The organism is Streptomyces sp. NPDC041068 (assembly GCF_040647455.1).
Lineage (GTDB): Bacteria > Actinomycetota > Actinomycetes > Streptomycetales > Streptomycetaceae > Streptomyces.
Genome location: NZ_JBEZCG010000013.1, coordinates 122,188 through 145,630 on the forward strand (window position 1 = coordinate 122,188; position 23,443 = coordinate 145,630).

Annotated in this window: 24 protein-coding genes and 3 pseudogenes; 11 read left to right on the forward strand and 16 right to left on the reverse strand. The window is 69.9% G+C overall.

Annotation, left to right across the window (positions count from 1 at the left end; genetic code table 11):
• Positions 1-76 precede the first annotated feature (76 nt).
• The gene (locus AB0B50_RS28775) at positions 77-799 is read right to left on the reverse strand and encodes a GPR1/FUN34/YaaH family transporter (protein WP_362338100.1); all 723 of its coding nucleotides are present in this window, start codon (positions 797-799) and stop codon (positions 77-79) included.
• Entirely contained in the window at positions 792-1,769 is a 978-nt protein-coding gene (locus AB0B50_RS28780; RefSeq protein ID WP_362338103.1) for an alpha/beta hydrolase, read from the reverse strand. Before AB0B50_RS28780 ends, AB0B50_RS28775 begins: the two co-directional genes overlap by 8 nt.
• A 230-nt stretch (positions 1,770-1,999) precedes the next feature.
• On the opposite strand from AB0B50_RS28780, the gene AB0B50_RS28785 reads away from it, so the two are divergent.
• Complete coding sequence (locus AB0B50_RS28785) at positions 2,000-3,013, forward strand: AraC family transcriptional regulator (RefSeq protein WP_362338106.1); 1,014 nt, start codon at positions 2,000-2,002, stop codon at positions 3,011-3,013.
• A gap of 22 nt (positions 3,014-3,035) precedes the next feature.
• Here AB0B50_RS28785 and AB0B50_RS28790 read toward each other — a convergent pair whose 3' ends face one another.
• Positions 3,036-3,242, reverse strand: coding sequence for a YozE family protein (locus AB0B50_RS28790; RefSeq protein WP_362338109.1), 207 nt, complete (start codon positions 3,240-3,242; stop codon positions 3,036-3,038).
• Positions 3,243-3,510: 268 nt separating this feature from the next.
• Here AB0B50_RS28790 and AB0B50_RS28795 point away from each other — a divergent pair, with 268 nt between their 5' ends.
• The gene (locus AB0B50_RS28795; RefSeq protein WP_362338112.1) at positions 3,511-3,729 is read left to right on the forward strand and encodes a three-helix bundle dimerization domain-containing protein; all 219 of its coding nucleotides are present in this window, start codon (positions 3,511-3,513) and stop codon (positions 3,727-3,729) included.
• Between the two features lie 982 nt (positions 3,730-4,711).
• Here the strand turns inward: AB0B50_RS28795 and AB0B50_RS28800 are convergent.
• Together AB0B50_RS28800 and AB0B50_RS28805 are read right to left on the reverse strand one after the other, a co-directional pair.
• Entirely contained in the window at positions 4,712-4,894 is a 183-nt protein-coding gene (locus tag AB0B50_RS28800; RefSeq protein ID WP_362338607.1) for a hypothetical protein, read from the reverse strand.
• A 220-nt stretch (positions 4,895-5,114) separates the two neighbouring features.
• Positions 5,115-5,588 (reverse strand): Asp23/Gls24 family envelope stress response protein, encoded by a 474-nt coding sequence (locus AB0B50_RS28805; protein ID WP_362338586.1) that lies wholly within the window; start codon positions 5,586-5,588, stop codon positions 5,115-5,117.
• Between the two features lie 463 nt (positions 5,589-6,051).
• Between AB0B50_RS28805 and AB0B50_RS28810 the strand changes: the two genes are divergently transcribed.
• The 4 genes and pseudogenes from AB0B50_RS28810 to AB0B50_RS28825 all read left to right on the forward strand — a co-directional run bounded on the left by AB0B50_RS28810 (position 6,052) and on the right by AB0B50_RS28825 (position 8,721).
• Positions 6,052-6,501: an STAS domain-containing protein gene (locus tag AB0B50_RS28810; protein ID WP_362338115.1), complete on the forward strand. Its 450-nt coding sequence runs from the start codon at positions 6,052-6,054 to the stop codon at positions 6,499-6,501.
• Positions 6,501-7,163 carry a hypothetical protein gene (locus AB0B50_RS28815; protein WP_362338118.1) on the forward strand — a complete coding sequence of 221 codons (663 nt, stop codon included), beginning with the start codon at positions 6,501-6,503 and terminating at the stop codon, positions 7,161-7,163. The genes AB0B50_RS28810 and AB0B50_RS28815 overlap by 1 nt, the downstream gene beginning before the upstream one ends.
• A complete protein-coding gene (locus AB0B50_RS28820; protein ID WP_362338121.1) occupies positions 7,160-7,948 on the forward strand; it encodes a GAF and ANTAR domain-containing protein in 789 nt (262 codons plus the stop codon). The genes AB0B50_RS28815 and AB0B50_RS28820 overlap by 4 nt, the downstream gene beginning before the upstream one ends.
• Before the next feature lie 57 nt (positions 7,949-8,005).
• Positions 8,006-8,721: pseudogene (locus AB0B50_RS28825) on the forward strand (GAF and ANTAR domain-containing protein).
• A gap of 441 nt (positions 8,722-9,162) precedes the next feature.
• On the opposite strand, the pseudogene AB0B50_RS28830 reads toward AB0B50_RS28825, so the two are convergent.
• Positions 9,163-9,994 (reverse strand): annotated as a pseudogene (locus AB0B50_RS28830) (DUF1206 domain-containing protein).
• A 121-nt stretch (positions 9,995-10,115) separates the two neighbouring features.
• Here AB0B50_RS28830 and AB0B50_RS28835 point away from each other — a divergent pair.
• The 3 genes from AB0B50_RS28835 (at position 10,116) to AB0B50_RS28845 (ending at position 13,781) form a co-directional block, all read left to right on the forward strand.
• Complete coding sequence (locus tag AB0B50_RS28835) at positions 10,116-11,459, forward strand: diacylglycerol kinase family protein (protein WP_362338124.1); 1,344 nt, start codon at positions 10,116-10,118, stop codon at positions 11,457-11,459.
• 192 nt (positions 11,460-11,651) lie between these two features.
• The gene (locus AB0B50_RS28840) at positions 11,652-12,254 is read left to right on the forward strand and encodes a hypothetical protein (protein ID WP_362338127.1); all 603 of its coding nucleotides are present in this window, start codon (positions 11,652-11,654) and stop codon (positions 12,252-12,254) included.
• Between the two features lie 45 nt (positions 12,255-12,299).
• Positions 12,300-13,781 carry a GAF domain-containing SpoIIE family protein phosphatase gene (locus AB0B50_RS28845; protein ID WP_362338129.1) on the forward strand — a complete coding sequence of 494 codons (1,482 nt, stop codon included), beginning with the start codon at positions 12,300-12,302 and terminating at the stop codon, positions 13,779-13,781.
• Positions 13,782-13,821: 40 nt separating this feature from the next.
• Here the strand turns inward: AB0B50_RS28845 and AB0B50_RS28850 are convergent, their stop codons facing one another.
• From AB0B50_RS28850 to AB0B50_RS28870, 5 genes and pseudogenes are all read right to left on the reverse strand, one after another.
• The gene (locus tag AB0B50_RS28850; protein ID WP_362338131.1) at positions 13,822-14,172 is read right to left on the reverse strand and encodes an ANTAR domain-containing protein; all 351 of its coding nucleotides are present in this window, start codon (positions 14,170-14,172) and stop codon (positions 13,822-13,824) included.
• Between the two features lie 69 nt (positions 14,173-14,241).
• Entirely contained in the window at positions 14,242-14,598 is a 357-nt protein-coding gene (locus AB0B50_RS28855; protein WP_362338134.1) for a PRC-barrel domain-containing protein, read from the reverse strand.
• A gap of 54 nt (positions 14,599-14,652) precedes the next feature.
• Positions 14,653-15,012, reverse strand: coding sequence for an ANTAR domain-containing protein (locus AB0B50_RS28860; protein WP_362338137.1), 360 nt, complete (start codon positions 15,010-15,012; stop codon positions 14,653-14,655).
• Between the two features lie 80 nt (positions 15,013-15,092).
• A complete protein-coding gene (locus AB0B50_RS28865; protein WP_362338140.1) occupies positions 15,093-15,362 on the reverse strand; it encodes a hypothetical protein in 270 nt (89 codons plus the stop codon).
• Positions 15,363-15,490: 128 nt separating this feature from the next.
• Positions 15,491-16,047, reverse strand: a pseudogene (locus AB0B50_RS28870) (DUF6328 family protein).
• Between the two features lie 471 nt (positions 16,048-16,518).
• On the opposite strand from AB0B50_RS28870, the gene AB0B50_RS28875 reads away from it, so the two are divergent.
• Positions 16,519-17,118, forward strand: a complete 600-nt coding sequence (locus AB0B50_RS28875; protein ID WP_362338143.1) for a hypothetical protein — start codon at positions 16,519-16,521, stop codon at positions 17,116-17,118.
• A gap of 2 nt (positions 17,119-17,120) precedes the next feature.
• Complete coding sequence (locus AB0B50_RS28880) at positions 17,121-17,264, forward strand: hypothetical protein (RefSeq protein ID WP_362338146.1); 144 nt, start codon at positions 17,121-17,123, stop codon at positions 17,262-17,264.
• 158 nt (positions 17,265-17,422) lie between these two features.
• On the opposite strand, the gene AB0B50_RS28885 is transcribed toward AB0B50_RS28880, so the two are convergent.
• The 5 genes from AB0B50_RS28885 to AB0B50_RS28905 all read right to left on the reverse strand — a co-directional run bounded on the left by AB0B50_RS28885 (position 17,423) and on the right by AB0B50_RS28905 (position 23,439).
• Positions 17,423-18,679, reverse strand: coding sequence for an MFS transporter (locus AB0B50_RS28885; protein ID WP_362338149.1), 1,257 nt, complete (start codon positions 18,677-18,679; stop codon positions 17,423-17,425).
• A 378-nt stretch (positions 18,680-19,057) separates the two neighbouring features.
• The gene (locus tag AB0B50_RS28890; RefSeq protein ID WP_362338152.1) at positions 19,058-19,819 is read right to left on the reverse strand and encodes a glucose 1-dehydrogenase; all 762 of its coding nucleotides are present in this window, start codon (positions 19,817-19,819) and stop codon (positions 19,058-19,060) included.
• 141 nt (positions 19,820-19,960) lie between these two features.
• Positions 19,961-20,203: an acyl carrier protein gene (locus AB0B50_RS28895; RefSeq protein ID WP_362338155.1), complete on the reverse strand. Its 243-nt coding sequence runs from the start codon at positions 20,201-20,203 to the stop codon at positions 19,961-19,963.
• 21 nt (positions 20,204-20,224) lie between these two features.
• The gene (locus AB0B50_RS28900) at positions 20,225-21,472 is read right to left on the reverse strand and encodes an aminotransferase class I/II-fold pyridoxal phosphate-dependent enzyme (protein ID WP_362338158.1); all 1,248 of its coding nucleotides are present in this window, start codon (positions 21,470-21,472) and stop codon (positions 20,225-20,227) included.
• The gene (locus AB0B50_RS28905; protein ID WP_362338161.1) at positions 21,469-23,439 is read right to left on the reverse strand and encodes a condensation domain-containing protein; all 1,971 of its coding nucleotides are present in this window, start codon (positions 23,437-23,439) and stop codon (positions 21,469-21,471) included. The genes AB0B50_RS28900 and AB0B50_RS28905 overlap by 4 nt, the downstream gene beginning before the upstream one ends.
• Positions 23,440-23,443 lie beyond the last annotated feature (4 nt).

The following is a 23,443-nucleotide window of genomic DNA, read 5'->3' on the forward strand; positions in this document are numbered from 1 at the left end:
CTTTCGATGCGTGGCGACGTCAGGGGCCGGAGTGCGGGCGTACGGGGCGGGATGTGAGCGGCCGGACGTCCACCGGTCAGAGGGTGCGCCGGACACCGGCCTGGCGTTCGAGGTCGCGCAGCTGTACGGACAGGTCGCCCTCGACGGCGTGGTGGGCCGGGCCGCTGCGGCCGATCGGCAGGACCTGCTCGCCGCGCATGTCCTCGAGCATCAGCGCGAACGCCGTGTACAGGGCGACAACCGCGAGCAGTAGCCCGAGCAGTCCGGAGAGGACACCGGCCCAGTCGGCGCCGGTGAGGTTGGCGACTGCCGCGACGGCGAACCTGGGCACGGCCGTGCCCAGGACGAGCCACAGAGCCCGCTTGCGGCCCGCCACTGACGCCATCAGCAGGGCGAACACAGCGAAGACGGCGTTGAGGACGCCCAGCACCCGGATTCCGTCCGGCGGATCCGTCACCAGGGTCAGCGAGGTCGCCAGCCACAGGCCGGAGAAGCAGGCCATCAGGGTTGCCGCCACCACGTCACGGGCGCCGAAGGCCAAGACGGCCACGAGCAGTTGGAGTACGAAGGCGGGCAGAATCGTCAGGCCCACGGCCCGGCGGGCGCCGTCCTCGAAGACGCCCAGCTGGAAGCAGCCGACGATCACCGACCCGATGGCCACGGTGTAGAAGCCGAGCGGCATCGGGGAGGCGATCGGCCGCAGGTTGATCCGCGTCATCCCGCGCAGATCGGGCTCGAAGCGCCGAGCGGCACCGGGCGGATCACCCTCGCCGGCCGCCCCCGTCGTCGGCTCAGGCATCGGCCAGTGTTCGCCGGAGCGTGCCGACGGCGAGGTCGATGGCCGCCTGGGCGGCGTGAGTGCCGCGCAGGGGGTTGAGCATCACGAAGTCGTGGATGATTCCTTGGTAGCGGACGGCGGTGACGGGTACCCCGGCGGCGCGCAGCTTGTTGGCGTACGCCTCGCCCTCGTCACGCAGCACGTCGGCCTCGGCTGTGACGACCAGGGCCGGGGGCAGGCCGGCCAGCTGCCCGGTGGTGGCCCGCAGCGGGGAGGCGGTGACCTGGGTGCGTTCGTTCTCGTCGGTCGTGTACTGGTCCCAGAACCACTGCATGCCGTCGCGGCGCAGGAAGTACCCCTCGGCGAACTGCCGGTACGAGCCGGTGTCGAAGGAGGCGTCGGTGACCGGGTAGAAGAGCACCTGCTGGACCAGCGGCAGACCGCCGCGCTCCTTCGCCATCAGGGTCAGTGCGGCGCTCATGTTCCCGCCGACCGAGTCGCCGGCCACCGCGATACGGGAGGCGTCCAGGCCGTGGTCGGCGCCGTCGGTGACGATCCAGCGGGCGACCGTCCAGTTCTGCTCGATGGCCACCGGGTAGCGGTGTTCGGGGGCCAGGTCGTACTCGGGGAAGACCACGGCCGCGCCGGTCCCGACGGCGAGTTCGCGCACGAGGCGGTCATGGGTGTGGGCATTGCCGAACACCCAGCCCGCACCGTGAATGTAGACGACGACCGGGAGCCGCCCGGCGGCGCCGGCGGGGCGGACGATGCGGGCCCGGACCTCTCCGGTGGGCCCGCCGGGTACGGTCACCCACTCCTCGTCCACCGCGGGCAGGTCGACCGGGCCGGACTGCACCTCGTCGACGGCTTTGCGGCCCTCGGCCGGCGGGATCTGGAACAGGAACGGCGGCTTGGCGGTGGCCTGGGCGAACTCGGCCGCGGCGGGCTCCAGGACCGGGGGGACGGGGGTGTACGGGAACTGGTCGGTCATGATCCGGCCTCTCACTCGGGACGGGCGTGTCTGCGGCGAGTACGCCGCCTGACACGGCTTCCGCACCGGAACTGCGGCAGCCGTTCCGAAAGCTAGACGCGATCGAACGGGGCAGGTCGCCCCTGGGTGCACGGATCTGGCCTCTGCGTGCAGAGTCTGCCGCAGGCGGTCGCCGCCTGCCCGACAATGGCCTGTGGGACGAGCAACGGATGTGGGAGGGACGGGATTTCGTGCTGCTGCTGGACTTGGACGCCTTCGCGCCTAAGGACCGGGTGGACGCGTTCCACCACGCGATGAACGACACGTCGGTACCGAACGATGTTGTGCACGAATCACCTGGAACGGGGATCCTCGCCCGGTTCGAAACGTGGCGGGTGGGCTCTCTGGACCTCTTCGACGTCCGGAGCACGGGGTTCGAGGTCCGGCGGACAGCACGGCACGTGCACCGGCACCGCGAGCGTCCCGTGGTCTCGGTCTCGCTCCAGACCATGGGCGTCCACCGGGCCGAGAACGCGGGCGAGCGGTACGTCCTGGGCCCGGACGACATCGGCATCTTCCACGAGCTCGCTCCTCGCCGGTACGGGTGGTCCGGCGAGGCGGCCTCCTGGGCCGTCACCATCGACGTGGAGGACCTCGGGGTGCCGGTGGACACGGTCGCGAGGGCCTCCGTACGGCTGCGGAGCAGCCCGGTCCACGGCCTGGTCCTGGCACATCTGCGCGCCCTGAGGCGAGACCCCGGTGGCCTGGAGAAGGACCCGGGCGCCGCCGCCCTCGGCACCGCCACGACCGACCTGGTCCGGGCCCTGCTGACCTCGGCGGCGCACGACGCGGAGGACCGGCGTGTCCTCGCGGTCATGGACGACTCCCTGACCCACCGGATCATGGCCTACGCACGCCGCCACCTCACCGACCCCGAACTTTCTCCGGACCGCATAGCGCACGCACACGCCATCTCCAGACGCCAGCTCTACGCGGTCCTCGGCCGGGCCGGCATCAGGCTGGAGCAGTGGGTGATCTCCGAGCGACTCGAAGCGGCATGCCGCCTGCTGACCTACCCGCGGCACGCCGGCCTCCCCGTGTCGGCCGTGGCGGCCCGCTGCGGATTCACCAGCCCCAGTCATTTCACCCGCCGGTTCCGCGCCGCCTACGGCGTCACACCACGCGAATGGCGGCGCCACCGGATCCAGGACTCGTCACGCACCCCACCGGACGCGCCCCCGGACACGATCCCGCCCACGGCCTGATGACCACTCGGCCGGCCGACTGCTATTCGGAGGCATAGCGCACCCACGCGCCTGTGAGGCTCTGCAGCGTCGCCCGAGTGACACCGCTGCCCTCCAAGTAATCCGTGAAGGTCTGCAGCCGGTCGGGCCCTTCGGGCCAGTCCGGATCAGCAGCAGCCAGCCTGGCGAGTTCCCCGACCCCGTCCTGGTCCGTCACGTGCCCCAACAGCCACGCCGTGAACTCACCCACAGGCCCATCCCCGCATCCGAAATCGCCGGAACAGGCCCACGCCGCAGTGCATCGACGGGGTGCGCGATCATCTCGCGCAGGTAGCGGCCGAGCACCGAATGCCGCGACGCGCGGTACGCGATCACCACCAACCGCCGGAACGAGTACGACAGGTTCCGGCCTGCCATGGACATAGTCCGGCTCCGCATGGCGACGGAAGATCGACTTCCCGACCGAGCCCCCCCCGAAACTGAAGAGACATACCCCCGAACGAAGGACGAGGTGTCGGATGCCGGAATCCAAGGAGGATGCCCAGACCATTCGCGCCGTAGCCGAGCGGCTGGCGAAGGCGCACGCTCACCTGGACGTCGACCTGGTGCGGGGATCGGTGCAGACAGCGTACGAAGAACTCAGGTATGCACGCGTGCGTACCTACCTGCCAGTCCGCATGGAACGCCGGGCCAAGGACTTGCTGTCTTCCGAAGAACAGGGCGAACACCGCACCTGACGCACGGCACGTATCTGACGGGCGACTCCCCCCGGCAACGGCCCCGGCAAAGGCCTCTCCGTCCCCTGACCGCCGGCATCCGCAGCCGGTCGGCGAGCGGGTCGGCAAGCGTTATCTGTCCGCCTGTCCGAGACCACGCCGCTGTAGCGACAGGGGCAAGGAAGAGTTTCACCGTGGACCTGGCGTTCGCGCAGGACGGCGGGCCATGAGATCTGGCCCACGGACGATCGGCCCGCGTCTCGCCGTCAGCCAAGGACGGCCGCATGATGACCCGTCAGGAACCGTGCCGTTCGTGCGTCACGTGCGTCAGACATGCGTCAAGATACGCACGTAACGCACACTCGGACGGCGCAGCACGTCAGGCTCGCAGGCTCGCGGAACTCAATGCCTGGGCCCTTGCTGACTGGCCTCAACACTGTCCGAAATCGCCTTACCCTCGTGGCCCTCAAGTGAATCCGGCGGGCCGCAAGGGCGTTCAACGACTCAGTGGTCAGCCGGCTTTCCGCCTCCTCCGCGACCGCGCCAGATTCCGCTCCTCGGCCGTACGACGGAGACGCGCCACGGTGTTGTGACGGCCCCGCCAGAAGATGCGTCTGGCTTGCTTCATACGTGCGTCACGTGCGTCGCTCGTACGTCAAATATCGCAGGTCAGCGACATGTCGGGAGCAAGCCGAACCAGAGGCACTGTGCATTGCGTGCACTGTGGGCGCTATGTGCGATCTCTTGACGCACGTTCCCGACCGGCGCAGAAGGCCCTCCGCCTCGACCGACACGGAAGCCGTCCAGACGCTCACCACCGACCACCCACACGCGATCGCAGAGAAGGTCTGACACGCCTCAGCGCCCAGCTTCACGAGGTCAGCCCCGTGGTCACACCGAGAGCGACAGTAGCCGGGCACAGCTGGCGAAGTCCCAGCACGAGAAGCCGGAGCCGCGCGTAATCCTCCCGCATCATCCATGAGTAGGCACTGCGCACGCGTGATCAGTGTTGAGTGGCGAACTCGTCGAGGATCGGCGTAGCCACCGGAATCGCCTGTGGTTCGCCGTTCATCGGCAGGAGAAGACGGATGCTGGCATTCGTGGCGGCCGTGTTCTTCGTCATCGCCTTCGTCATCCACGCAACTGAGACGTCGGCCGAGGCGGTCTTCAGCCCGACGAGTCTCATGCTCGTCGGGCTTGCTCTCCTCGCCGTGCACTCGGGCGGCGTGGGGTCCGGGTGGTCTCCCCGGGGACGAGGTCGTCGGCGCTGAGCGTTCTCAGGCCCCGACTGACCTGTCGAACGCGTAGCAAGGCCCCGCATCGCCCGTCGTCGTCCGGCACGCGCGCGGCGCGTCCGCTGAAACCGGTGAATCCGGGCCACCGCACACGCCTGCTGGAGCGTGGCGCTACTGCACCCGGCCCTCGCTGGTCTCTGGTGTGTCCTCTTCGGGCAGGTGCACGTCGTTGACGGAGATATTGACTTCGACGACTTCGAGCCCTGCCATCCGTTCCACGGCCGCGATCACGTTTTCGCGTACGTCCGCGGCGACCTCGGTAATGCTGACGCCGTATTCCACGACCACCTCCAGGTCGATGGCGGTCTGCTTCTCGCCGACCTCGGCCTTGACGCCGCGTCCCGCACTGGAACGCGCGCCAGGGACGCGGTCGCGCACCGCGCCCATGGTGCGGCTGAATCCGCCTCCCAGCGCGTGGATGCCGGGCACCTCGCGTGTGGCGATCCCGGCGATCTTCTCCACGACTCCGTCCGCGATGGCCGTCTTGCCGCGGGTCGCCACCTGCTCCCTCGCTCCGGTCTGCGGCTTCGCGCCGCCGGTGGCGTGGGGCTCATCGGGTTGGGACTTCCGCTGCGTCCGGCTGATCGGCTCCGTCACGCGAAGCCACCTACTTGGGGGTTCACGGACTTCCCTACGCAGGCGACCGTCGGTCGCCGCATGTCGTACCAGTCTCCAAGTGCCTTGTGGCACAACGGATATGAAATCCAGGTACCGCTGAACCCGGCCGCCGTCCAGCCCTTGAGGACGGATGGCTTCCGGCCGCCTGCTGGTGCGGGATGGGGGCTATCCTGAGGTACGGACGTCCTGGACCCCGGCGGACCTGTTGTTGCTCGACACAGATGGCTGCGGGGAACGGACCCCTTCGTCCGATCACCTGGCGCATCCCCTGGAGGGAACGGGGCGGGCTCTCTGTCCCCCTGGACAGATGGCCGGACCGTCCGTTCGTGGCCTCCGCCGAATGCATTCCCTTGCCGGGAGCACCCGTGGAGGAGCCGGTGGTCCGGCCACATCCCATGGCTCTGCCGGCAAGTCTCTGGAACGAGACGTCATGCCCCTGCCCCCGTTGAACATCTACCGGCACGACAGAAGGACCCGGGCTCTGATCACCCTCGCGGGCGAGATCGACCTGGGGACGGTGCCGCTGATGCGTACGACCCTTGAGCGGTGTCTGCGCGACGGCGTGCGCACCATCGACGTCGACCTCACCCCTGTCACCTTCTGCGACTGCAGCGGTCTCAACGCCTTCATCGAGATGTTCGTGCACACCACCGTGGCCGGTGGGACGCTGTGTCTGCACCACCCGCCGCCCATGCTGGCCAGGATGATCGAGCTCGCCGGTGCCGGCTTCTTGCTCCAGGGTCCTTCGGCCGTGCCAGGCCCGGTTTCTCGCCCTGCTGCCCCCTTCGCCACCGCACCGGTCCCGCTTGCCGTAGCGGGCTTCGAGACGTCGCGTCGGCTGGTTCCGGCCGTCCCCGCTGTTTCGGGAGGTGTGCTGTGATGGCCTGGCCCCGGCGGGATCCTTCACGGGCGCCCGTTGGCGACGAGTCGTCCGACATGGCCGGGGTGCGACTGCGGCGGGTGAACCGCTGGCTGACAGAGGACATGCGCCAGGATCTGGCGGATCTGTACACGGCTTCCTGCGAGACCGAGCCCGAGGAGGAGTACCGCAGTCGCGGCCGGGAAGAGTTCCTGAGCCGCCTCACCGGTGACATCCGTCGGCCGGGGTTCGCCATGGTGATCGCGGAGACGGACGGCCTGGTGGGCTGTGCCTTCGGATTCCCGGTCCGCGGTGACGGCTCCTGGTGGCACGGCTTCGACGGTGCGTTGCCTCACAGTAGCGAGCAACTCACAGAGTCCGATGGAGTTTTCGCGGTCACCAACATCCTGGTCCGCCCGCATCCGCAGGAAGATGACCTGGCACGCCGTCTGCAGGAGCGGCTGCTGGCCGGCCATCAGGCGTCGCTCGGGACGACCTTGGTGGATCCGGCCGATCACCCAACCCTGAATGCCTTCCGGTCCTGGGGATGGCAGGACATCGGAGAGATCTGGCGGCCGGGCCTGCCCACGATGTTCCGCGTGCTGGTGCTTCCCCTCGGAGAGCGAACCGTGGAGCGGCTGGAGGGACTGGGCCATCACGCCTGGACCCGGTGGCCGGGTTGACACCCAACCGCCGGTCGTCCCGGATCCGCGTACTGGTCGCCGAACAGGCAGCCCGACGCGGTGCCCGGGTCGGCGTGATGGATGTGTGCACCGCGGCGGTGACCTCGCTGCCGGTCGGCGGGGCCGGGATGCCGGCGATGTCCCGGATTACGGCAAGCCATCCGCTGTGCGGTACCGACGACATCAGCGAACGGCTGGAGGAGCTGCAGCTCACCCTGGGCAAGGGGCCGTGCGTGGACGCGTTCACACACGGCGAAGCCGTCCTGACGCCCGACCTGCGGACCGGTGAACTGCAGGACAGCTGGCCCGTGTTCGCCGAGGCGGCTCTGGAAGCCGGAGCACGTGCGGTCTTCGCGCTCCCTCTGCAGATAGGAGCGATCAGTTCCGGCGTCCTGGATCTCTACGCACAGGTCCCGGTCCGGCTGAACGCGGAGGAACTGGCCGACGCACTGGCCTTCGCCGAGTTCGCGACGCTGGTCCTGCTCGACGCCCGGATCGACGCGACGGGCGCACCACCCGACGACGCAACCAATAGGCACATCGAGGACCTGGGCGGCTACCGGGCGGAGATCTCCCAGGCCACCGGCATGCTCACCGTCCAGCTCGGCGTCGGCATGGACGAAGCCTTCGTCCGACTGCGCGCCTACGCCTATGCCCGGGGGCACCGGCTCACCGACGTGGCCGCCGACGTGGTGGCCCGCCGGCTCCGCTTCCCCGCGGGCGCGGAGCCGACCCGGACCGGGCGAGGACACCTGATGCCCTCGCCCGGTCCGGGGAGCGCATGACGCGCCGCACTTCCCGCCCCATTCCGGCAGGACCAGTTTCCGGAAAGGGTGTTGACGATGAATGAACGGCTCCTGGCCAGGACCTTCGTCGAGTTGGCGGACAATCTGGTCGCCGACTTCGACCTGGTCGACTTCCTGCGCCTGCTGACCGACCGCTGCGTGGGGATACTCGGTGCGAGCGCCGCCGGAGTGCTGCTCGCGGACCGGGACGGCGAATTGCGCGTGATGGCCGCCTCCGACGAACAGGTGCGCCTCCTTGAACTCTTCCAGCTGCAGAACGACGAGGGCCCCTGCCTGGACTGCTTCCGCACGGGCGCCCCGGTGTCCGCCCCGATCTACGGAGGGAGGCCGCCCGCTGGCCTCGCTTCGCCGCCCAGGCCCAGCTCCGCGGTTTCGGCGCGGTCCAGGCCCTGCCCATGCGGTTGCGCGACGAGGTCGTCGGCGCACTGAATCTCTTCCGGTCCGCTCCCGGCCCCTTCGACCCGGTCGGCACGTCCATCGCCCAGGCCCTGGCCGATGTCGCCACCATCAGCCTGCTGCAACAACGGTCCACCCAGCGCAGCACGGTCCTCAACGAGCAGTTGCAGACCGCGCTGAACAGCCGCGTACTGATCGAGCAGGCCAAGGGCAAACTTGCCGAACGTCAGGGCGTCGACATGGAACAGGCATTCACCGCTCTACGCCGCTACGCCCGCGCCCACAACCGCCGTCTGTCCGACGTTGCCCGCGCCCTCATAGACGACAGCGAGCCCCTGGCTGGGCTGGTGTCCTGACCCATGCCACGAAGAGCTTCGCTGCCGCGGGCATTCTCTGTGCCGGGAGCACGGGATCCGGGTCCGGCCCTCCCGAAGGAGCCAGGGCGGGCTGCTCCTTGCCGCCGGTGACGGGCGTGGATGGATCTGTCTCCCGGCCCCGGTGCGGCCTTCTGCAGCGAACGCCGCACCGGCCCATCTCGGGACAGAGGGCTCCCATGGGTGCCGATGTACTCTCGCGTCACCGGCGTCCATGGTCGAGGTGAGCCCGACCGCGAGCGCCGGAGGAGGGCGGCCGTGGCCGGGCTCGCTCACATCCAGCGTCCACCCCGCACAGGAGAATGACGCCTGGCTCGATGAGACTGGGCAGCCGCATCGGTTGCGGTCCCGAGCCGCGCCCTGAGTTCGACGGTCAGGTCCAGCAACGCTCGTCGTAGAGCGGGGGGCCGTGGTGGTCCTTGCTCACAGGCGGCGCCAGCGGGCCGAGGCGAAGGAGAAGGCTCCGAAGAGGACCAGCCCGATCGCCACGGCGACCAGGAGCCAGGGCCCCGCCGGGGTCTGCGTGAAACTGCGCAGCGTGGCGTCCACCCCCTTGGCCTCGTCCGCGTCGAACTGGACGGCCGCGATCAGGATGAAGATGCCGGCCGCCGCGAGCACCGTGCCGCGGGCCACGCCCCCGCCCACCCCCAGGCCGGTCACGATCTGCCGCGTACGGTGACTCATCGCGCCCACGTCCAGCTGTCGCAGGAACTTGCGCATCGCCGCCCGTACCGCAAGCACGACACCGATGCCGATCAGGAGGCAGCCGGCGGCCCCCACAAAGACTTGACCGTACGACAGCTTCAGCACCGACGCGGTCCAGTCCTTCGACTTCGCATTGCCGCTGGAACCCTGGCCACCACCGGCGGCGAACACCGCGGTCGCCCAGCAGACCGACGCGTGGAAGACTGCCCGCCCGCCGTCCAGAGGCCGCGAGGCGGCCTTCCGCTCGGGCCCCCTGCTGAGCACCGCGCGGGATCCCCGCCACAGCGCCATGCAGCCGAAGCCCACGGCCAGCAGCCACAGCATCACCTTCCCGAAGGGCTGCTCCGCGACCTGGTCCAGCGCTCCTTGGCGATGCGCCGACTCCCCGCCGCTCCCCAGCCAGCCGGATCGCCAGGGCACCGATGAGGACGTACACGACACCACGCGCCATAGAACCCGCCCGGCCCGCGGCGGTCAGTGTCTCCTCCTTGGCGGCGTGGGCGGCAGAACCTGCGCCCCCACCTCTGTCCTGTGCTTGAGACGACGTCACGAGGTCCTCCCCACAGCCACGGGCGCGCGAGGCGCGTCCTGGCCCTTGAGCCCCCCCGGAAGGCGACGTGATGCCGTACTCGCAGCAGCCTGTTCACCGTTGGCAGGGGTACTCGGCCGGTATGCGAACCCATGAACCGCGTCCCGGTGAACGCGGGAAGCTCGCCTCCTTGGCCGCGAAGGGCCTGACCGGCAACCGCAGCGCGCGCCGGGCCGCCCTGCGCGGCACCGGCTCGCTGGCCCTGGCCTGCGCCGCCATCCAGGCCGCCACCAAGGTGCTCGACAAGCGCCGACCGCTGCGGCATCCGCCGAGCGGGGCGGCGTCCTCCCGCCGAACGGCCGGTGCCGCCGCCTTCGCGACGGCCGCCGCCTTGGAGACACCCCGGCTGGGGGCCGCCCTCCTTCCCGTCGCCGTGGGCATCGCCGTCTCCCGCCTTCGCGCGGGAGCGCACGCTCCCGGCCGCGTTCTGGTGGACGTCGCGTTCGGCGTGAGCATTGCCGTGGCGACCTGCCGCTGGTGGCCGCTGCACCGCGACGAGCCCGCAGACAGCGCCCGGCCCAAGCTCCCGGTTCCCGCTCTACCGTCCGGCGAGGGTCTTGTCGTCGTCGTCAACAGCGACGCCGGCGGCGAGGTCCCGGCCGAAGTCGAACTGCGCACCCTGCTGCCCAAAGCGGACCTGCGGGTCTGTGCGGCCGGCGAGGACCTGCACACCGTGCTGCGGCAGGCCGCCGCGCAGGTACAGGCGCGCGGCGGCGCGCTCGGCGTGGTCGGGGGCGACGGTACGGTCAACGCGGCGGCTGTACTGGCCGTCGACAACCGGCTGCCGCTCGCGGTGTTCCCCGGCGGCACCCTCAATCACTTCGCCGCCGACCTCGGACTGCCGACCTTGCAAGAGGCCGCCGACGCCGTGGAGGAGGGCCGCGGCGGAACCGTCGACCTCGGACGGATCACCGGCGACGGCACCTGCACCTATTTCCTCAACACCTTCAGCATCGGCGTCTACCCCGAACTCGTCCGGGCCCGCGAAGCCCGCGAGACGGCCCTCGGCAAATGGCCCGCCCTCGCCATCGGCCTGCTCCGCGTCCTGGCCGACGGCACCCCCATCGACATCACCCTCGACGGACAGCCCCGACGGCTGTGGCTGCTGTTCGCCGGCAACAGCCGCTACGACCCACCCGGCTTCGCCCCCTCCTACCGCCCCACCCTGGACGACGGACTCCTCGACCTGCGCATCGTCGACGCAAAGCACCCCTTGGCCCGCACCCGCCTCGTCGCGGCCTTCCTCACCGGCACCCTCGCCCGCTCCCGCGTCTACCGGGAAACCACCGCCACCTGCCTGCGCATCGACGGTGTGAGCAAGGCAGGCGACTACACCCGGGACGGCGAAGTGAGCCCCGCCACCGACACCCTCGTCCTCGACAAGAGGAGCCGCGCCCTCACCGTCTACTTGCCCGCTCCCCGGTGATCCCGTGTCATCGGCGCACGGCAACGCGGCGCCGTCCGGGGCTATGCTGCACAGCAGACGCCCCAGACCCCGGCCACGCACTGCCAGTTGGGCACGATGCCTGTCCCGCACGTCTTCCGGTCTCCTGAACCGAGGCGCCCCATGCACACGCCGCAGCACTCACACGAACCCGACGGCTCAGAGCCGTCCGCCATGGACGCCGTGCGTCTGCGCCGGCTGAACCGCTGGCAGGCCGAGGACCTGGGTGAGGATCTGGCGGACCTCTTCGTCGAGTCCTCCGTAGCCGCGCCGGGCGAGGAGTTCCGCGGGCGCGAGGAGTTCCTGCGCCGCCTGGCCGACGACGTACGCCTGCCGGGGTTCGACATGCTGATCGCGGAAACAGAAGCCCTGGCCGGGTGTGCCTACGGATTCCCCGTGCCGCGAGACGGCTCCTGGTGGCAGGGGTTCGACGGGCCGTTGCCGCAGAACATCGAGCAACTCACCGCGTCCGGACATCTCTTCGCGATCGCCGAAACCCTCGTACATCCCCACGAGCAGACCCGCGGACTCGCGCGCCACCTGCAGGAACGCCTGCTCGCCGACCACGAATCGTCCCTCGGCGTCACTTTGGTGGATCCGTCCCACGGCGCGGCCCGCGCGGCCTTCGAGGCGTGGGGCTGGCAAGAGGTCGGGCAGGTCCGTCGCAGCTTGCCCGGCCCAACAGTGCTACGCGCTCTGGTCCTTCCGCTCGGGCAGCGCACAGCGGAGCATCCGGACGGCCTCGCCCACAATGCCCGGACCCAACGCTCCGAATAGTCGGCAGCGTTGGCGGTCAGAGCTCGTGGAGGCGGGGAGGATCGTGTGGAGCCGGCTCCGGAGCAGGAGGCACTACGGATCGCGGCGGTGCGCCGTTACGACGTACTGGACACCCCGCCCGACGGAGCATTCGACAGAATTGCCGCCCTTGCCGCTCGCCTCTTCGACGCCCCGGCCGCGACAGTGGCGATCGTGGACACCGACCGGGTCTGGTTCAAGGCCGCGTACGGCCTGACGGGGGTCACCCAAGTCGGCCGGGACCCGGGCCTGTGCACCTCGGCCATCCTCACCGACGGCCCTCTGGTCATCCCCGACACGCTCCAGGATCCGCTCGCCCGCACCCACGAACTGGTCACGGGGCCGACGCGGGCACGCTTCTACGCAGCCGCCCCGATCGTCACCCACGACGGTCACCGCCTGGGCACCGTCGACGTGCTGGACACCGTGCCACGCCGGATCACGTCTGAGCAGGCCGACGCCCTGGCCGACCTGGCCGCGCTGGTGATGGACGCACTGGAACTGCGACTGTCCGCGCTGCGGATGCTCCGAGTGGAGCGGGAGCTGATGGTGGCCGAACACGCGGCGCGCGAGCGGGCCGAGCGGGACCGGTCGGAGATCGCCGCCTATGCCTCCACCCTGCAGCGCACCCTGCTGCCGCCCGCGCTGCCGGAGGTGCCGGGCCTGGAAGCGGCCTGCCACTACACCACCGCATCGGTCCACGACGTCGGCGGCGACTTCTACGACGTCTTTCCGCTCAGCGCCGGGCGGTGGGCGTTCTTCCTCGGCGACGTCAGCGGCCGGGGCGCCCCCGCCGCCGCTCTGACCTCACTGATCCGCTACACGCTGCGCACCACCGCCCTGCTGGAGCCGGACCCGTGTGCCGTACTTCGGGTGCTGAACTCCACCCTGCTGTCCGCCCATGCGGACGGCAGCCGCTTCTGCACGCTGGTCTTCGGCACCCTCGCCCCCGACTCCGCGGGCGGCTTCGCCGTCACCCTGGCCGGTGGCGGCCACCTTCCGGCCTACTCGCTGTATCCGGCCCGCCGCAACGGGCCCGACCGAGCCGTCGCCCGAGCCGAGCCCGTGAGCCTGCCCGGAGGCATGCTCGTCGGCGCCCTGCACCAGGCCGACTTCGCCTCCCGGACCGTACAACTCCTGCCCGGCGAGGCACTTTTCCTCTACAGCGACGGAATCATCGAGGCCCTCACCTCCAGGGGCGCCCGGTTCGGTGAAGCCGGACTTGCCGCCCACCTCACCCACCACGCCGCCACCAACCGGGCTCTCGGCGCCTCCGCGATCATCGACGACCTCACCGGGCTCCTCGCCACCTTCCCCACCGGTCCCGCCGACGACGTCGCGCTCCTCGCCCTGAGCGCGAGCTCGACGACACCGGCCAGGGCGCCCTCCGGCGCATCGGGCACCGCCCACACCAGCGTGCCTCTCCCCGCAAAGGTTTGGGATCCATGCGCAGGGCCACCCGATGAGGGCGTCCGCCGATCGGCCGGGACGAAGGCACCGGAGAGTTGAGGTCACAGCTCCCGGTGCCGCCCGCTGAACACCCGAGCCGTCACCTGCGGTCATGGCGGCGCCTGAGCGCACGGCGCAGTTCCCGCCGCATCTGCTCGGGGAGCTCCTCCTCTCGCGTCGTGGCAACCAGAGCCGCCGCCACGTCACGGAGCTTGACGTTGCAGTGCTGCGACACGTCCACCAGCAGGCTCCAGGCCCGCTCACTGGAACACGGAGCCAGGGCCATCAGCATGCCGCGCGCCTGGTCGATCACCGCACGGCTCGACAGCGCCCTGGCCAACTGATCGTTCTCCGCGCGCAGTTTGATGACCTCGGCCACCAGAGACGCATCCGCTGCCGAAGCCGCAGCCGTCACCTGCTGTGCGGCACGGGGCATGGTCGCTCGACGCATGGTGCCTACCTCACAACGCAGTGACCGGAGCCATGGCCTATGCATGCCTTCCTGGGGCTACACAAACGGTCAGCGGCGGGCGAGTTGCCGCTCACCGGCCGCACCGGGCTCGTAGGGCAGCCCGTAGTGCTTGAAGATCCCCGCCTCGTCCTCGGCGGGCAGAACGTCATCGGTGCCGATCGAGGGGGCCGTCTTCACCAGTGCTTTGGCATAGGCGACCTTGAGGTAGCCCGGTCCGGTGATCGCGTCGTCGAGGGGGACGAAGATCAGCTGGTGCCGGGTGGGCAGCCCGGTCCTCACGGTGGCCATGGCCGGTTCGTCGGTGGTGGTGTCCACATAGATCGATTCGAGGACACCGATCTTGCGCGAGTCCGCGTCCACCACGTCGAGGCCGCGCCACTCACGGACATCGGCTGACTGGATCATGGTCTTCTCCCGTCTGGGTTCATCCGCTGGGTGACGTGTGCTCGGCGCGGGTCGTCATGTCCGGTCTGCCGCGTGCAGGCGCCGCAGCGCGCCGCGTAGCGCCTGGTCCAGGTGCTTGGGGAACGGGCTTCCCTCAGAGGTGGCGACGAGAGCGGCGGCCACCTCTCGACGTGAGAGATCGCAGTGCCGCGCGACGTCCGTCAACAGGGTGCCGGCCTCCCTGCGGGGGCACGGAACCAAGGCCATCATCATCCCGAGGGCCTGGTCGATCACCGCCCGGCCGCCCAGGGCCCGGTGCAACCGGGCGACCTCGGCGCGCAGTTCGACGACGGCCGAGTCCAGGGCCGCATCGCCCCAGGCCATCTCGGCTGCCATCATCCACCGGTCTTCCTGGATCCTGAGTTTCTGCTCCATGACACCTGCCTCACCACGCACTGAATGCGCCCGCCCGACAGAGTCGGCGCGGGACGCGTGGGCACCGGAATCCGCATCGGTCACCGATGGTGCTGCTCGTCCCGACGGTCCTGGCGCCTCCAGAGTCCCTGGCGCTGTCGCCGGTAGCGGCGGTCCCATCGGTTCTCGCGGTCTCTGTGGTCCCGGTAGTCGCGGTACTCGAAACTTCCGCTCTGTCCCCGGCTGCCCGCACGCCCCCGGCCGTGGCGCACGGCCACGAAGATCAGCACGGCCGCGAGGGCCCACCAGAGGGGATTGAGGAAGCCGAGGCCGAACAGGGCCACGATCAGGATGGCGAACAAGACGATCACCGTGGGCCTCCCCAGGCGGAACGGATCGCTGCCGGGGACTGGGGCCTCGCTTCGCAGCGTAGTCCTGTCAAGAGGCAGTGGATACGCCCGGCCCGACGGATCCCGGTGGGCTGTTCCCGCGCGTCGGTCTACTCGTGGGGATCCGGCCCCACGCGGTCCACCCCATGTGGCGTCCGCCGGGTCGGGCGGGCCTCGGTTCTGGCGGCATGTTGCCTGACGAGCTGTGGCAGCAGCCCCCACAGCCCCATACACACGAGCAGCGTCGCACTGCCCGCGAGGGCGCCCTCCAAGCGGCCGAGCACCACGTCGACGACGAGCAGGACGGAACCGGTGAGAGCCAGCATCAGAACGCTCAGACCCGTCCCCGCCACCCGCGACGAGGCCGACACGATCTCGGGCTCGGCCCCACGCTGGAACAGCGTGCGATGCAGCGCGGCCGGGGTGGCGAACAGGGCCGCGGTCAGCACCGCGAGCATCAGCGTGGTGAGGTACATCGCGCGCTGGGCCGTATCCAGTTCGGGAAAGCGGGGGGGAAGGCCAGCGTCAGCAGGAACGCGAACAGGATCTGGACCCCGGTTTGAATGATCCTCAGTTCCTGCAGCAGCTCGCCGTAGTTCCGGTCGGCCCGCTCCAGCGCCGTCTCATCGCGGGGTGTGCGGACGTTGTCCTCGGCGTCCTCGGTCATGTCCCGGCAAGCTGCTCGCCGCCCGCCGTCCAGTCCTCCTGCGGTTGTAACCGCCCGGCTCGCCCCGTCGGCGGGAACCGAGCCGCGGGGTGCGCCAGCCCACGTCCTTCCTCTGCTGCCTTCCTGCACCGCCTATAGGGCTGGCTGCTGGCGACCTGTTCAGGGTATGTGGCGGGGGCTAGCGTGCGCGGTGCCGCCCCGGTCCCCGGCAGCATCCCTTGGTTGTCGCGCCCCAGGGCGCCCCCGCGTATCGGAGCAGGCGTCCACCGCGGCACGATCACGCGCGCCGCCGCCTCCGCCCTCCGCCGCCCCCACAGGGATTGCGGCTCAGGCCCGATGCGCCTCGCGCGGGCAGCCCCGCCGGTGTCCGTCCCGCCGCACGCGGTACCGCCTGCTGAAGCATGTACAAGCTCCGCGGTCGCGCTCCAGGAGGTCCCCGATGTCCAGCCCGCAGGCTCCACGTACCTGGGCATGCGCGGCGGCGCCCGCGTCTACCGGAGGCAGCCGTCCGGCCGCGACCCGGTGCGCTACCTGCACGTCCTGGACCAGCAGTCCCAGAACCTGGGGATCATCACGTCCTGGTGGCCCGACGACGTCCTTGAGGTACCTGGTGTCTACCGGTCCGCCCTAGCGGTGGGCACCGATACCGACGGCGTGCTCTTCGCCTCCGTCCACGCCTCCGCCAACGGCGGCTCCGACGCCGCGTCCTTGGTACGACGGGTCGCGCAGGCCGCGTACAACGAGGTGTATCCCAGCTGGGCTGTCCTCGGCGACTTCAACCGCTCCCCGGGCGGGCTGAGCATCTCCGGCATACCGGCGGGCTCGTACATCTACAACCCGGGCCAGGCCACTCAGCACAGCGGCAACGAACTCGACTACATGGTCGCCAACGTGCGGACGGACAACTGGCAGGGCACCGTCGGTGCCAACGCGGGCAGTGACCACTGGCCCGTCCGCTTCGGCTCGATGCGCGGCGCCGCCGAGCCGCGGGAGTTGACCATCCACCCGGAAAACACTGACACCCGCGTCCTAACGTCTACGAGGGGCAGGGCAACAACGGCAGCCACGTGACGATGCTCCGCAACGACGCCACCGGGCTGTACGCCAACATCGACGGCGGCCGCACCGGCGACGGCACCTGGGTCATCCAATGGCCCGACCAGAGCGGCCAGTACCCCGTGGCCGACGAAACCTTCTACCTCCACCCGACCATCTGAGCCACCCGCCCACTGGCTCCCGGGCTCATGGGCACCGACAGCCTGTGCCGGGGGCGCAGGCAGCACCTCGTGAAGTGCATACCTGCTGTCCGGGGACGCAGGTGTCACAGCACCCTTGCTGGGCCCGGTGGTCGGCAGATGACCGGCGATCGACACGGTCAATGCAGAGAGCGGATCACTGGGCTCGCAGCGACCAGGCCGGCGCACGCCAAGACGGCGCTGCCACAGACCAGAAACAGCGTCGTCGTGCCGTACGGGAGCAGGACGCCGGCGACCACGTAGGAGAACGGGTCGAACGCCACAGTGGCCAGAACGACGAGGCTCATCACTCGGCCCAGGAGTTGCTCAGGCACTCGCTCTTGCAGAGTGGCCACGATGACCACTCCGAGGAACGCGGACCCGATGCCGACGAGTGCGACGACCGCCGTTGCGGCGACGACATGGGTGACGGCGGCGAGTCCGGACGTGCCTGCGCCGATCGCCGCGACCCCGCCGACCACGGTCCAGCCGCGCCGGCCGGGCGGCCGCCACCCGGCCATCAGTGCGCCGGCCAGTGAGCCGGCACCGAAACCGGAGAGCACGACGCCCAGAGATCCCGCGCCACCGAGGCGTTGATCGGCGAGCACCGCACCGCCCACGAGCACGGGGCCCACGACGGCAATGTTGATCAGGGCGATCGCCGCCAGCATTCCTCGCACCAACGGCTCGTGCCAGGCGTATCTCAAGCCCGCGCCGAGGGCATGTGCACTGCTGAACTGCCCACCGTCGATGACGTCCGGACCGGCGTCGTCCCCGACGCCTTCGCCACGTCGTACCACGCGGACGAGCGTGCTGAGGGCGACGGCGGCCAACGCGGCCATCGCCACGATCACCCCGAGCGCGGCATCGAAGCCGACTGCGGCGATGACTCCGGCAGCCACCGCCGGGCCGACCAGATCGCCCCCCGACTCCGCGCCCTGCACCAGCGCGTTGACCCGGGAGAGCTTCTCGGTCGGTGCGACGGCGGGCAGCAACGCCAGGGCCGCCGGGAAGTATGCGGCGTCGGCGACGCCGAGGAGCCCGGCGAGCAGCGCCACCGTCGTCACCGATGGCGACGTGAATGTGACCAAGGCGCCGAGGGCGAGCAGGACGGCGACCCGGAGCCAGGAGGCGCTGGCCACGACACGGGCGGGACCGAGGCGGTCGACCAGTACTCCCGCAGGAAGCAGGAGTACCGCTCGCGGCAGCGCTACGGCCACAAGAACCAACCCCGTGGCGATTCCGGGTTCCGACAGTTCGAGCACGAAGAGCGTGAGCCATATGAGGAACAGCGCATCGACCACGGCAGCCAATCCTTCGCCCACGACCAGGCGGCGCAGGTGCGGATCGCCGAGCGGTTCGCGCGGAAGAGAACGGGCAGTCGGCTCCGTCGTCATTGCCGGCTCCCCGGGACGCCGAGTGGATCGGTCCCACGTGGAAGGCTCGCCGGATTCAACTCCGAACCATGTAGCGGGCTTGACCTTCCGATGTGCCTGCGGCCGCCGCCCAAGTCCGCAACGGCAGCGTGGCGGTGGTAGGCGACACGCTCACTTCGCCGATGTCCGGCGTCGCTCGGTGACCGCGCCCGCCATGTCGGCGCGCTGTTGAGGACACCAACCTCACCTGCAACGTCACCGCCATCGTGGTCCCGCCTGGTCGCGCCGAGACGGTCATGACCGCATCGCTCACTGATCAACAACATGAATACGTCCGCTCGCAGGTTCCGGTGGGGCGCGCTGCTCAGGAGCTGTGGTGCCGGTCCGCGCTGCGTGTCACTACGCGATGTGCGTGCCCCCGTCGACCGTCAGCGTGGTGCCGGTGATGTAGGACGACGCGTCGGAGACGAGGAAGACCAGAGCCGCAGCGAGCTCCTCGGGCTGCCCGATGCGGCCCGAGAGCACCCGCGGCATCATTGCCTCTACGTAGCCCTCGGCGTAGCCGTCGGTCATCGCGGAGGTGAAGAGGCCCGGTGCGAGGGCGTTCACGCGGATGCCCTTGCTGGGGGTCCACTGCTGGGCGAGGTCTCGGGTGAGCCCGAGGATCCCGGCCTTCGACGCCGAGTAGGCGGCCTGCGGCAGACCGCCCGTCACCAGCGCGAGGATGCTCGAGACGTTGACGATGGCACTGCCGGGGAGCATCACCGCGCCTGCGGCCTGGGCCATCCAGTAGGAGCCGTTGAGATTGATGTCGATGACCTCGCGGAACTGCTCCGGTGTCTCTTCCGTCGCGGGTTGTTCACTGCTGATCCCGGCGTTGTTGACGAGGATGTCCACACGTCCGAATGCGTGCACGGCTGCGTCGATCAGCGCGTGGCAGTCCTCGGGCCTGGCAACGTCGGTACGCACAGCGACGGCCCGGCGGCCGAGCTTCTCGACGGCCGTGCGCACCGCCTCCAGCCTCTCGGTGCGCCGCGCTCCGAGCACGACATCGGCGCCGGCTTCGGCTACCGCGGTGGCGAAGGCGATACCCAGCCCGGAGGAGGCGCCGGTGACCACGGCGACACGATCGTCGAGCCGGAAGCGATCGAGGACGCTCATGGCCGCCTGACCCCATGGGGAACCATTCTGTGCACGGCACGTCTCCCGAAGTGAGTCTTGTTCGGTTGGCCAGGACAGGTGACCGGCCGACGACGGCCGGGACAAGCCGAACGGTGCCAAGTCCAGGCCGTACGGCAGCAGTCACTGGTGCTTGGCGATGTAGCTCACCGCGTCGCCGACGGTCCTCAGCTCCGCGACCTGGTCGTCGGGGATCTTCACCCCGAACCTGTCCTCGACCACCACGGTGATCTCCACCATCGACAGGGAGTCGATGTCGAGATCGTCGGTGAAAGACTTCTCGGTGGTGACCTCGGAAGGCTCGACGCCGACGACCTCTTCGACAATCTTGGCAATGGTGTTGAGAATGTCGGTGTTGTTCAGCATGGGTTCCTCCTTCTGGGCACGTCAGAGCCCGAGGCGCCGTCGGTAGGTGAGGAGGGTGCGCAGGAAGCCGTCCATCTGCTCCTCGGTGTGGCCCGCGTGCGGGAACAGGCGCAGGAGCGCCTGGTTGCGTGAGACGGCCGGGTAGGAGAAGACGGGTACGAGGTAGCCGTCCTCGACGAACCACTCCCGCATCTGCAGAGCGGCGGCGTCGTTCCCGATCGGCACCGAGAGCATGTACGAATCGGTCGGCGTCGTCAGTGTGCCGGCCTCGTGCATCTGTCGGCGAAGGCGGGCGGCATGGCCCAAGTAGTCGTCGACGATCCCCGGATTGCCGGCGAGGACGTCGATCGTGTGCTTGGCGGTGTGGGCGGTGGGTGGCTGGATGGCGGCCGTGAACATCGAGGTGCCGGAGAGCAGTTCGAAGGCGTCGATGGCCTCTGCCGGCCCGGCGATCGCACCGCCTTCCAGACCGATGGCTTTCGACAGTGACACCATGACGAAGTCGGCGCGTTCCCGGATCGCGGCCGCTTCCCGGGCGTACGGACGGTTCTCGGGCCCGTAGACCATGAAGCCGTTCGCATCGTCGATCATGCTGATGGCGCCGTGCCGGTCACACTCATCGAGGATCTCCACGATCGGTCCCATGGTGCCGTCGGCCGAGTAGATGCTCTCGGCGATCACCACGGTCTTGCCGGGCCGGACCCGGTCCAGGATGCGTGCCAGGTCGGAGGCGTCGTTGTGCCGGAACGCGTGGACGTTGCGGCCGTAGCCGAGTCCCTCGAGTCCCTTCCAGATGCTCCAGTGGACGTCACGGTCGACGACGAAAACGGTGTCGTGGTTACGGACCTCGATCCCGGCGTCGAAGTGCGCGGAACTGCTCATGGCGTGGACGAACCCGATGTTGGCCAAGAGCCCCGTGGCGAAGCTGATGGCTCGTTCCTTGCCGGTATGGTGGGCGATCGTCTCCTCAAGCACTTGGTGCGGGCGGCAAATCCCCTGGGTCATCCGGGATCCACTGGTGCTCAAGCCGTGGGCGAGGGCCCCCTCTGCGAAGAGAAGTCGTACCGGGACGTGGCGCTCCAGATCGAGGAAGCTGATACTGGCGAAGTTCACCAGTTCGCGGCCGTTGCGGACGATGGTCGGCCCGACGGGACCGTCCACCACCGGCGGGCGGTATGCCGTTTCGTGAGTGTTTGCCTCGACGAAAGCGGCGAAGGCCCACGGGGCCAGGCGGTCCGCGGACGGTGCGCGAGGGTGGGACGCGGTCATGGTGAGGTTTCTCCTCCATGATGGGCGCGGGGCGGTAAGGGCTCCAGGGCTGCGGCAAGGTGGCCGAGCGACGCTGTTCCGGCCAGCTCGTCCGACGCGATCCCGGTAAAGCCGGACTGCTGGAGCAACGCCAGTAGGCGAGGGACGGCGACCAGGGTGACTCCGTGGTCGGCGAGGCAATGGTTCATGCTCACGGCATCAGGCGTGTCGAACGGACCGGCCGACCGGCCGTCGGGTCGGACAGCGGCCACGGCGGCGGCCAGAGCCCGTTCGGCGTGCGTCGCGGGCGGGCGCGGCGAGGACCGCAGGGTTCCCGTGTCGCCGGTGGCGATGGCGGCCCCGTCGGACAGACGGCCGGATTCGAGGCAGGCCGGGGACAGGACGTAGCGGCCCGGGGCCACTATGCCGGGCACTTCGTCGAGGTGGTCCAGGACATGGCGGTGCAAGTCGTCAGGGGTGACAGCAGGGTCGGTGCGGGCGTTCGCGACGAGGTACGGTTCGTCGCCTTCCGCCGCCGCGTCCCCGCTGGGGGCCACCGTCACGTCGAGCACTCCGGGATGGCCGCGTAACACGTCTTCGACCTTGGCCAAGCACGCCCACCCCTGCGGGGCGCGCCACCATCCGGGGGCGGCCGGTGTGAGCGAGCGTGCCGGAACCGGGCACACGGCACCCTCGGCGAGCTCGCGCAGGAGACCACACAACCGGACGGGCAACGCCATGGCCTGCCCGGCGTCGAGCAGGTGATCCCCGACGGTGACATCGAGGGTGACGATGCCCTCGTCACGGGCGAGGTCGACGTAGAGCGTGTCGCAGGGTTCGTCGGGCGCGCTGCTGATCCAGGTGGCGGCCCCGTCCGGCGGGGTGTTCTGGACGGGGACCAGATAGTCGCGTGGCCACGAGTAGCAGTTGTACTCGATGGTGGGCACGGTCACGGCACCGCGGTGACGGTCCATGCGGGCCTGGGCGGCGACCAGCTCCGCGGGGCGCCACTGGCCGTGCCGGTAGGCCGCGGCGGAGGCAGCGGCGACGGAGGCGACCACCTCGCCGAACGCCGCGCCCGGGCGGAGAGCGATCTGTACCGGAACCGTCAGGGCCCGGACGCCGATGCTGTTCCGCAGAGCTGCCCGGGCTCGGTTGGAGACCACCACTGACGCGAGGAATCGGTGTTCGCCGGTGCGGGCGGCGACGTCGTGAGCCAGCGCCGCGAGCACAACGACCTCCGGGCTGGTCCGATATCGCCGGGCGACGCGCTCCAGGTCGTCGTACGCACGCACCGAGCGGTGCTGGAGGCGGTGGCGCCCTTCGCCGTTGTCGGTCCCGCCGAACGGGGCCAGCACGCCGGTCGGGTTGCTCTCCAGGCGCATGAGCCACTCACGCTCCGCCGCGCGAGAGCGATCCAGGTGCTGTGTGTCGATCGCGTCGAGCGGGTGCATGACTGCCTCCGCCGACGCGTCGTCGCCACGCAGTTGATCGTGCAGCTGGTTGAGCAGTACCGCCAACCCCCACCCGTCGATCACTACATGATGGACGGCCATCAAGACCGCACGCGGCTTCCCTGCCTCGAGCAGCACCCTGGCGAGCCAGGGTGGAGTTCGCTCGGGATCGATCGGGCGGGCAGCCAGCGCTGCTGTGGCAGCCTCCAGAGCGCCGGCATCAGCGGCGGGGACGTCGACGCAATCGACCGGCAGCGCGGCCCAGTCCGCACGGTGGACGTGTTGTACCGGGCGAAGCGGGTCGACAGTGGTGCGCAGCGCCTCGTGACGGTCGGTCAAGGATGCGAGCGCCACGAGCACGTCGGCGACGGTTGCCGGGGCCGGTACGTGGCAGTAGTCGGCGAGCGGCGTCGGGTTCACCCGCCGTGGTGCGGGAATGGTGCGCTCGAACCAGTGCCACTCCTGCACCCAGGTCAGCGGCCCGCTGCGGATGACAGTGGCGGGACTCGGGGTCAGTTCCGGAAGGTGATTCACGGGC

What these genes read in the sequence shown, in the direction of transcription:
- AB0B50_RS28775 (WP_362338100.1), bottom strand. Translation starts at nt 799, where the DNA reads ATGCCTGAGCCGACGACGGGGGCGGCCGGCGAGGGTGATCCGCCCGGT.
- AB0B50_RS28780 (WP_362338103.1), bottom strand. Translation starts at nt 1,769, where the DNA reads ATGACCGACCAGTTCCCGTACACCCCCGTCCCCCCGGTCCTGGAGCCC.
- AB0B50_RS28795 (WP_362338112.1), top strand. Translation starts at nt 3,511, where the DNA reads ATGCCGGAATCCAAGGAGGATGCCCAGACCATTCGCGCCGTAGCCGAG.
- AB0B50_RS28800 (WP_362338607.1), bottom strand. Translation starts at nt 4,894, where the DNA reads ATGAGACTCGTCGGGCTGAAGACCGCCTCGGCCGACGTCTCAGTTGCG.
- AB0B50_RS28810 (WP_362338115.1), top strand. Translation starts at nt 6,052, where the DNA reads ATGCCCCTGCCCCCGTTGAACATCTACCGGCACGACAGAAGGACCCGG.
- AB0B50_RS28815 (WP_362338118.1), top strand. Translation starts at nt 6,501, where the DNA reads ATGGCCTGGCCCCGGCGGGATCCTTCACGGGCGCCCGTTGGCGACGAG.
- AB0B50_RS28835 (WP_362338124.1), top strand. Translation starts at nt 10,116, where the DNA reads ATGCGAACCCATGAACCGCGTCCCGGTGAACGCGGGAAGCTCGCCTCC.
- AB0B50_RS28840 (WP_362338127.1), top strand. Translation starts at nt 11,652, where the DNA reads ATGGACGCCGTGCGTCTGCGCCGGCTGAACCGCTGGCAGGCCGAGGAC.
- AB0B50_RS28850 (WP_362338131.1), bottom strand. Translation starts at nt 14,172, where the DNA reads ATGCGTCGAGCGACCATGCCCCGTGCCGCACAGCAGGTGACGGCTGCG.
- AB0B50_RS28855 (WP_362338134.1), bottom strand. Translation starts at nt 14,598, where the DNA reads ATGATCCAGTCAGCCGATGTCCGTGAGTGGCGCGGCCTCGACGTGGTG.
- AB0B50_RS28860 (WP_362338137.1), bottom strand. Translation starts at nt 15,012, where the DNA reads ATGGAGCAGAAACTCAGGATCCAGGAAGACCGGTGGATGATGGCAGCC.
- AB0B50_RS28875 (WP_362338143.1), top strand. Translation starts at nt 16,519, where the DNA reads ATGCGCGGCGGCGCCCGCGTCTACCGGAGGCAGCCGTCCGGCCGCGAC.
- AB0B50_RS28880 (WP_362338146.1), top strand. Translation starts at nt 17,121, where the DNA reads ATGCTCCGCAACGACGCCACCGGGCTGTACGCCAACATCGACGGCGGC.
- AB0B50_RS28885 (WP_362338149.1), bottom strand. Translation starts at nt 18,679, where the DNA reads ATGACGACGGAGCCGACTGCCCGTTCTCTTCCGCGCGAACCGCTCGGC.
- AB0B50_RS28890 (WP_362338152.1), bottom strand. Translation starts at nt 19,819, where the DNA reads ATGAGCGTCCTCGATCGCTTCCGGCTCGACGATCGTGTCGCCGTGGTC.
- AB0B50_RS28895 (WP_362338155.1), bottom strand. Translation starts at nt 20,203, where the DNA reads ATGCTGAACAACACCGACATTCTCAACACCATTGCCAAGATTGTCGAA.
- AB0B50_RS28900 (WP_362338158.1), bottom strand. Translation starts at nt 21,472, where the DNA reads ATGACCGCGTCCCACCCTCGCGCACCGTCCGCGGACCGCCTGGCCCCG.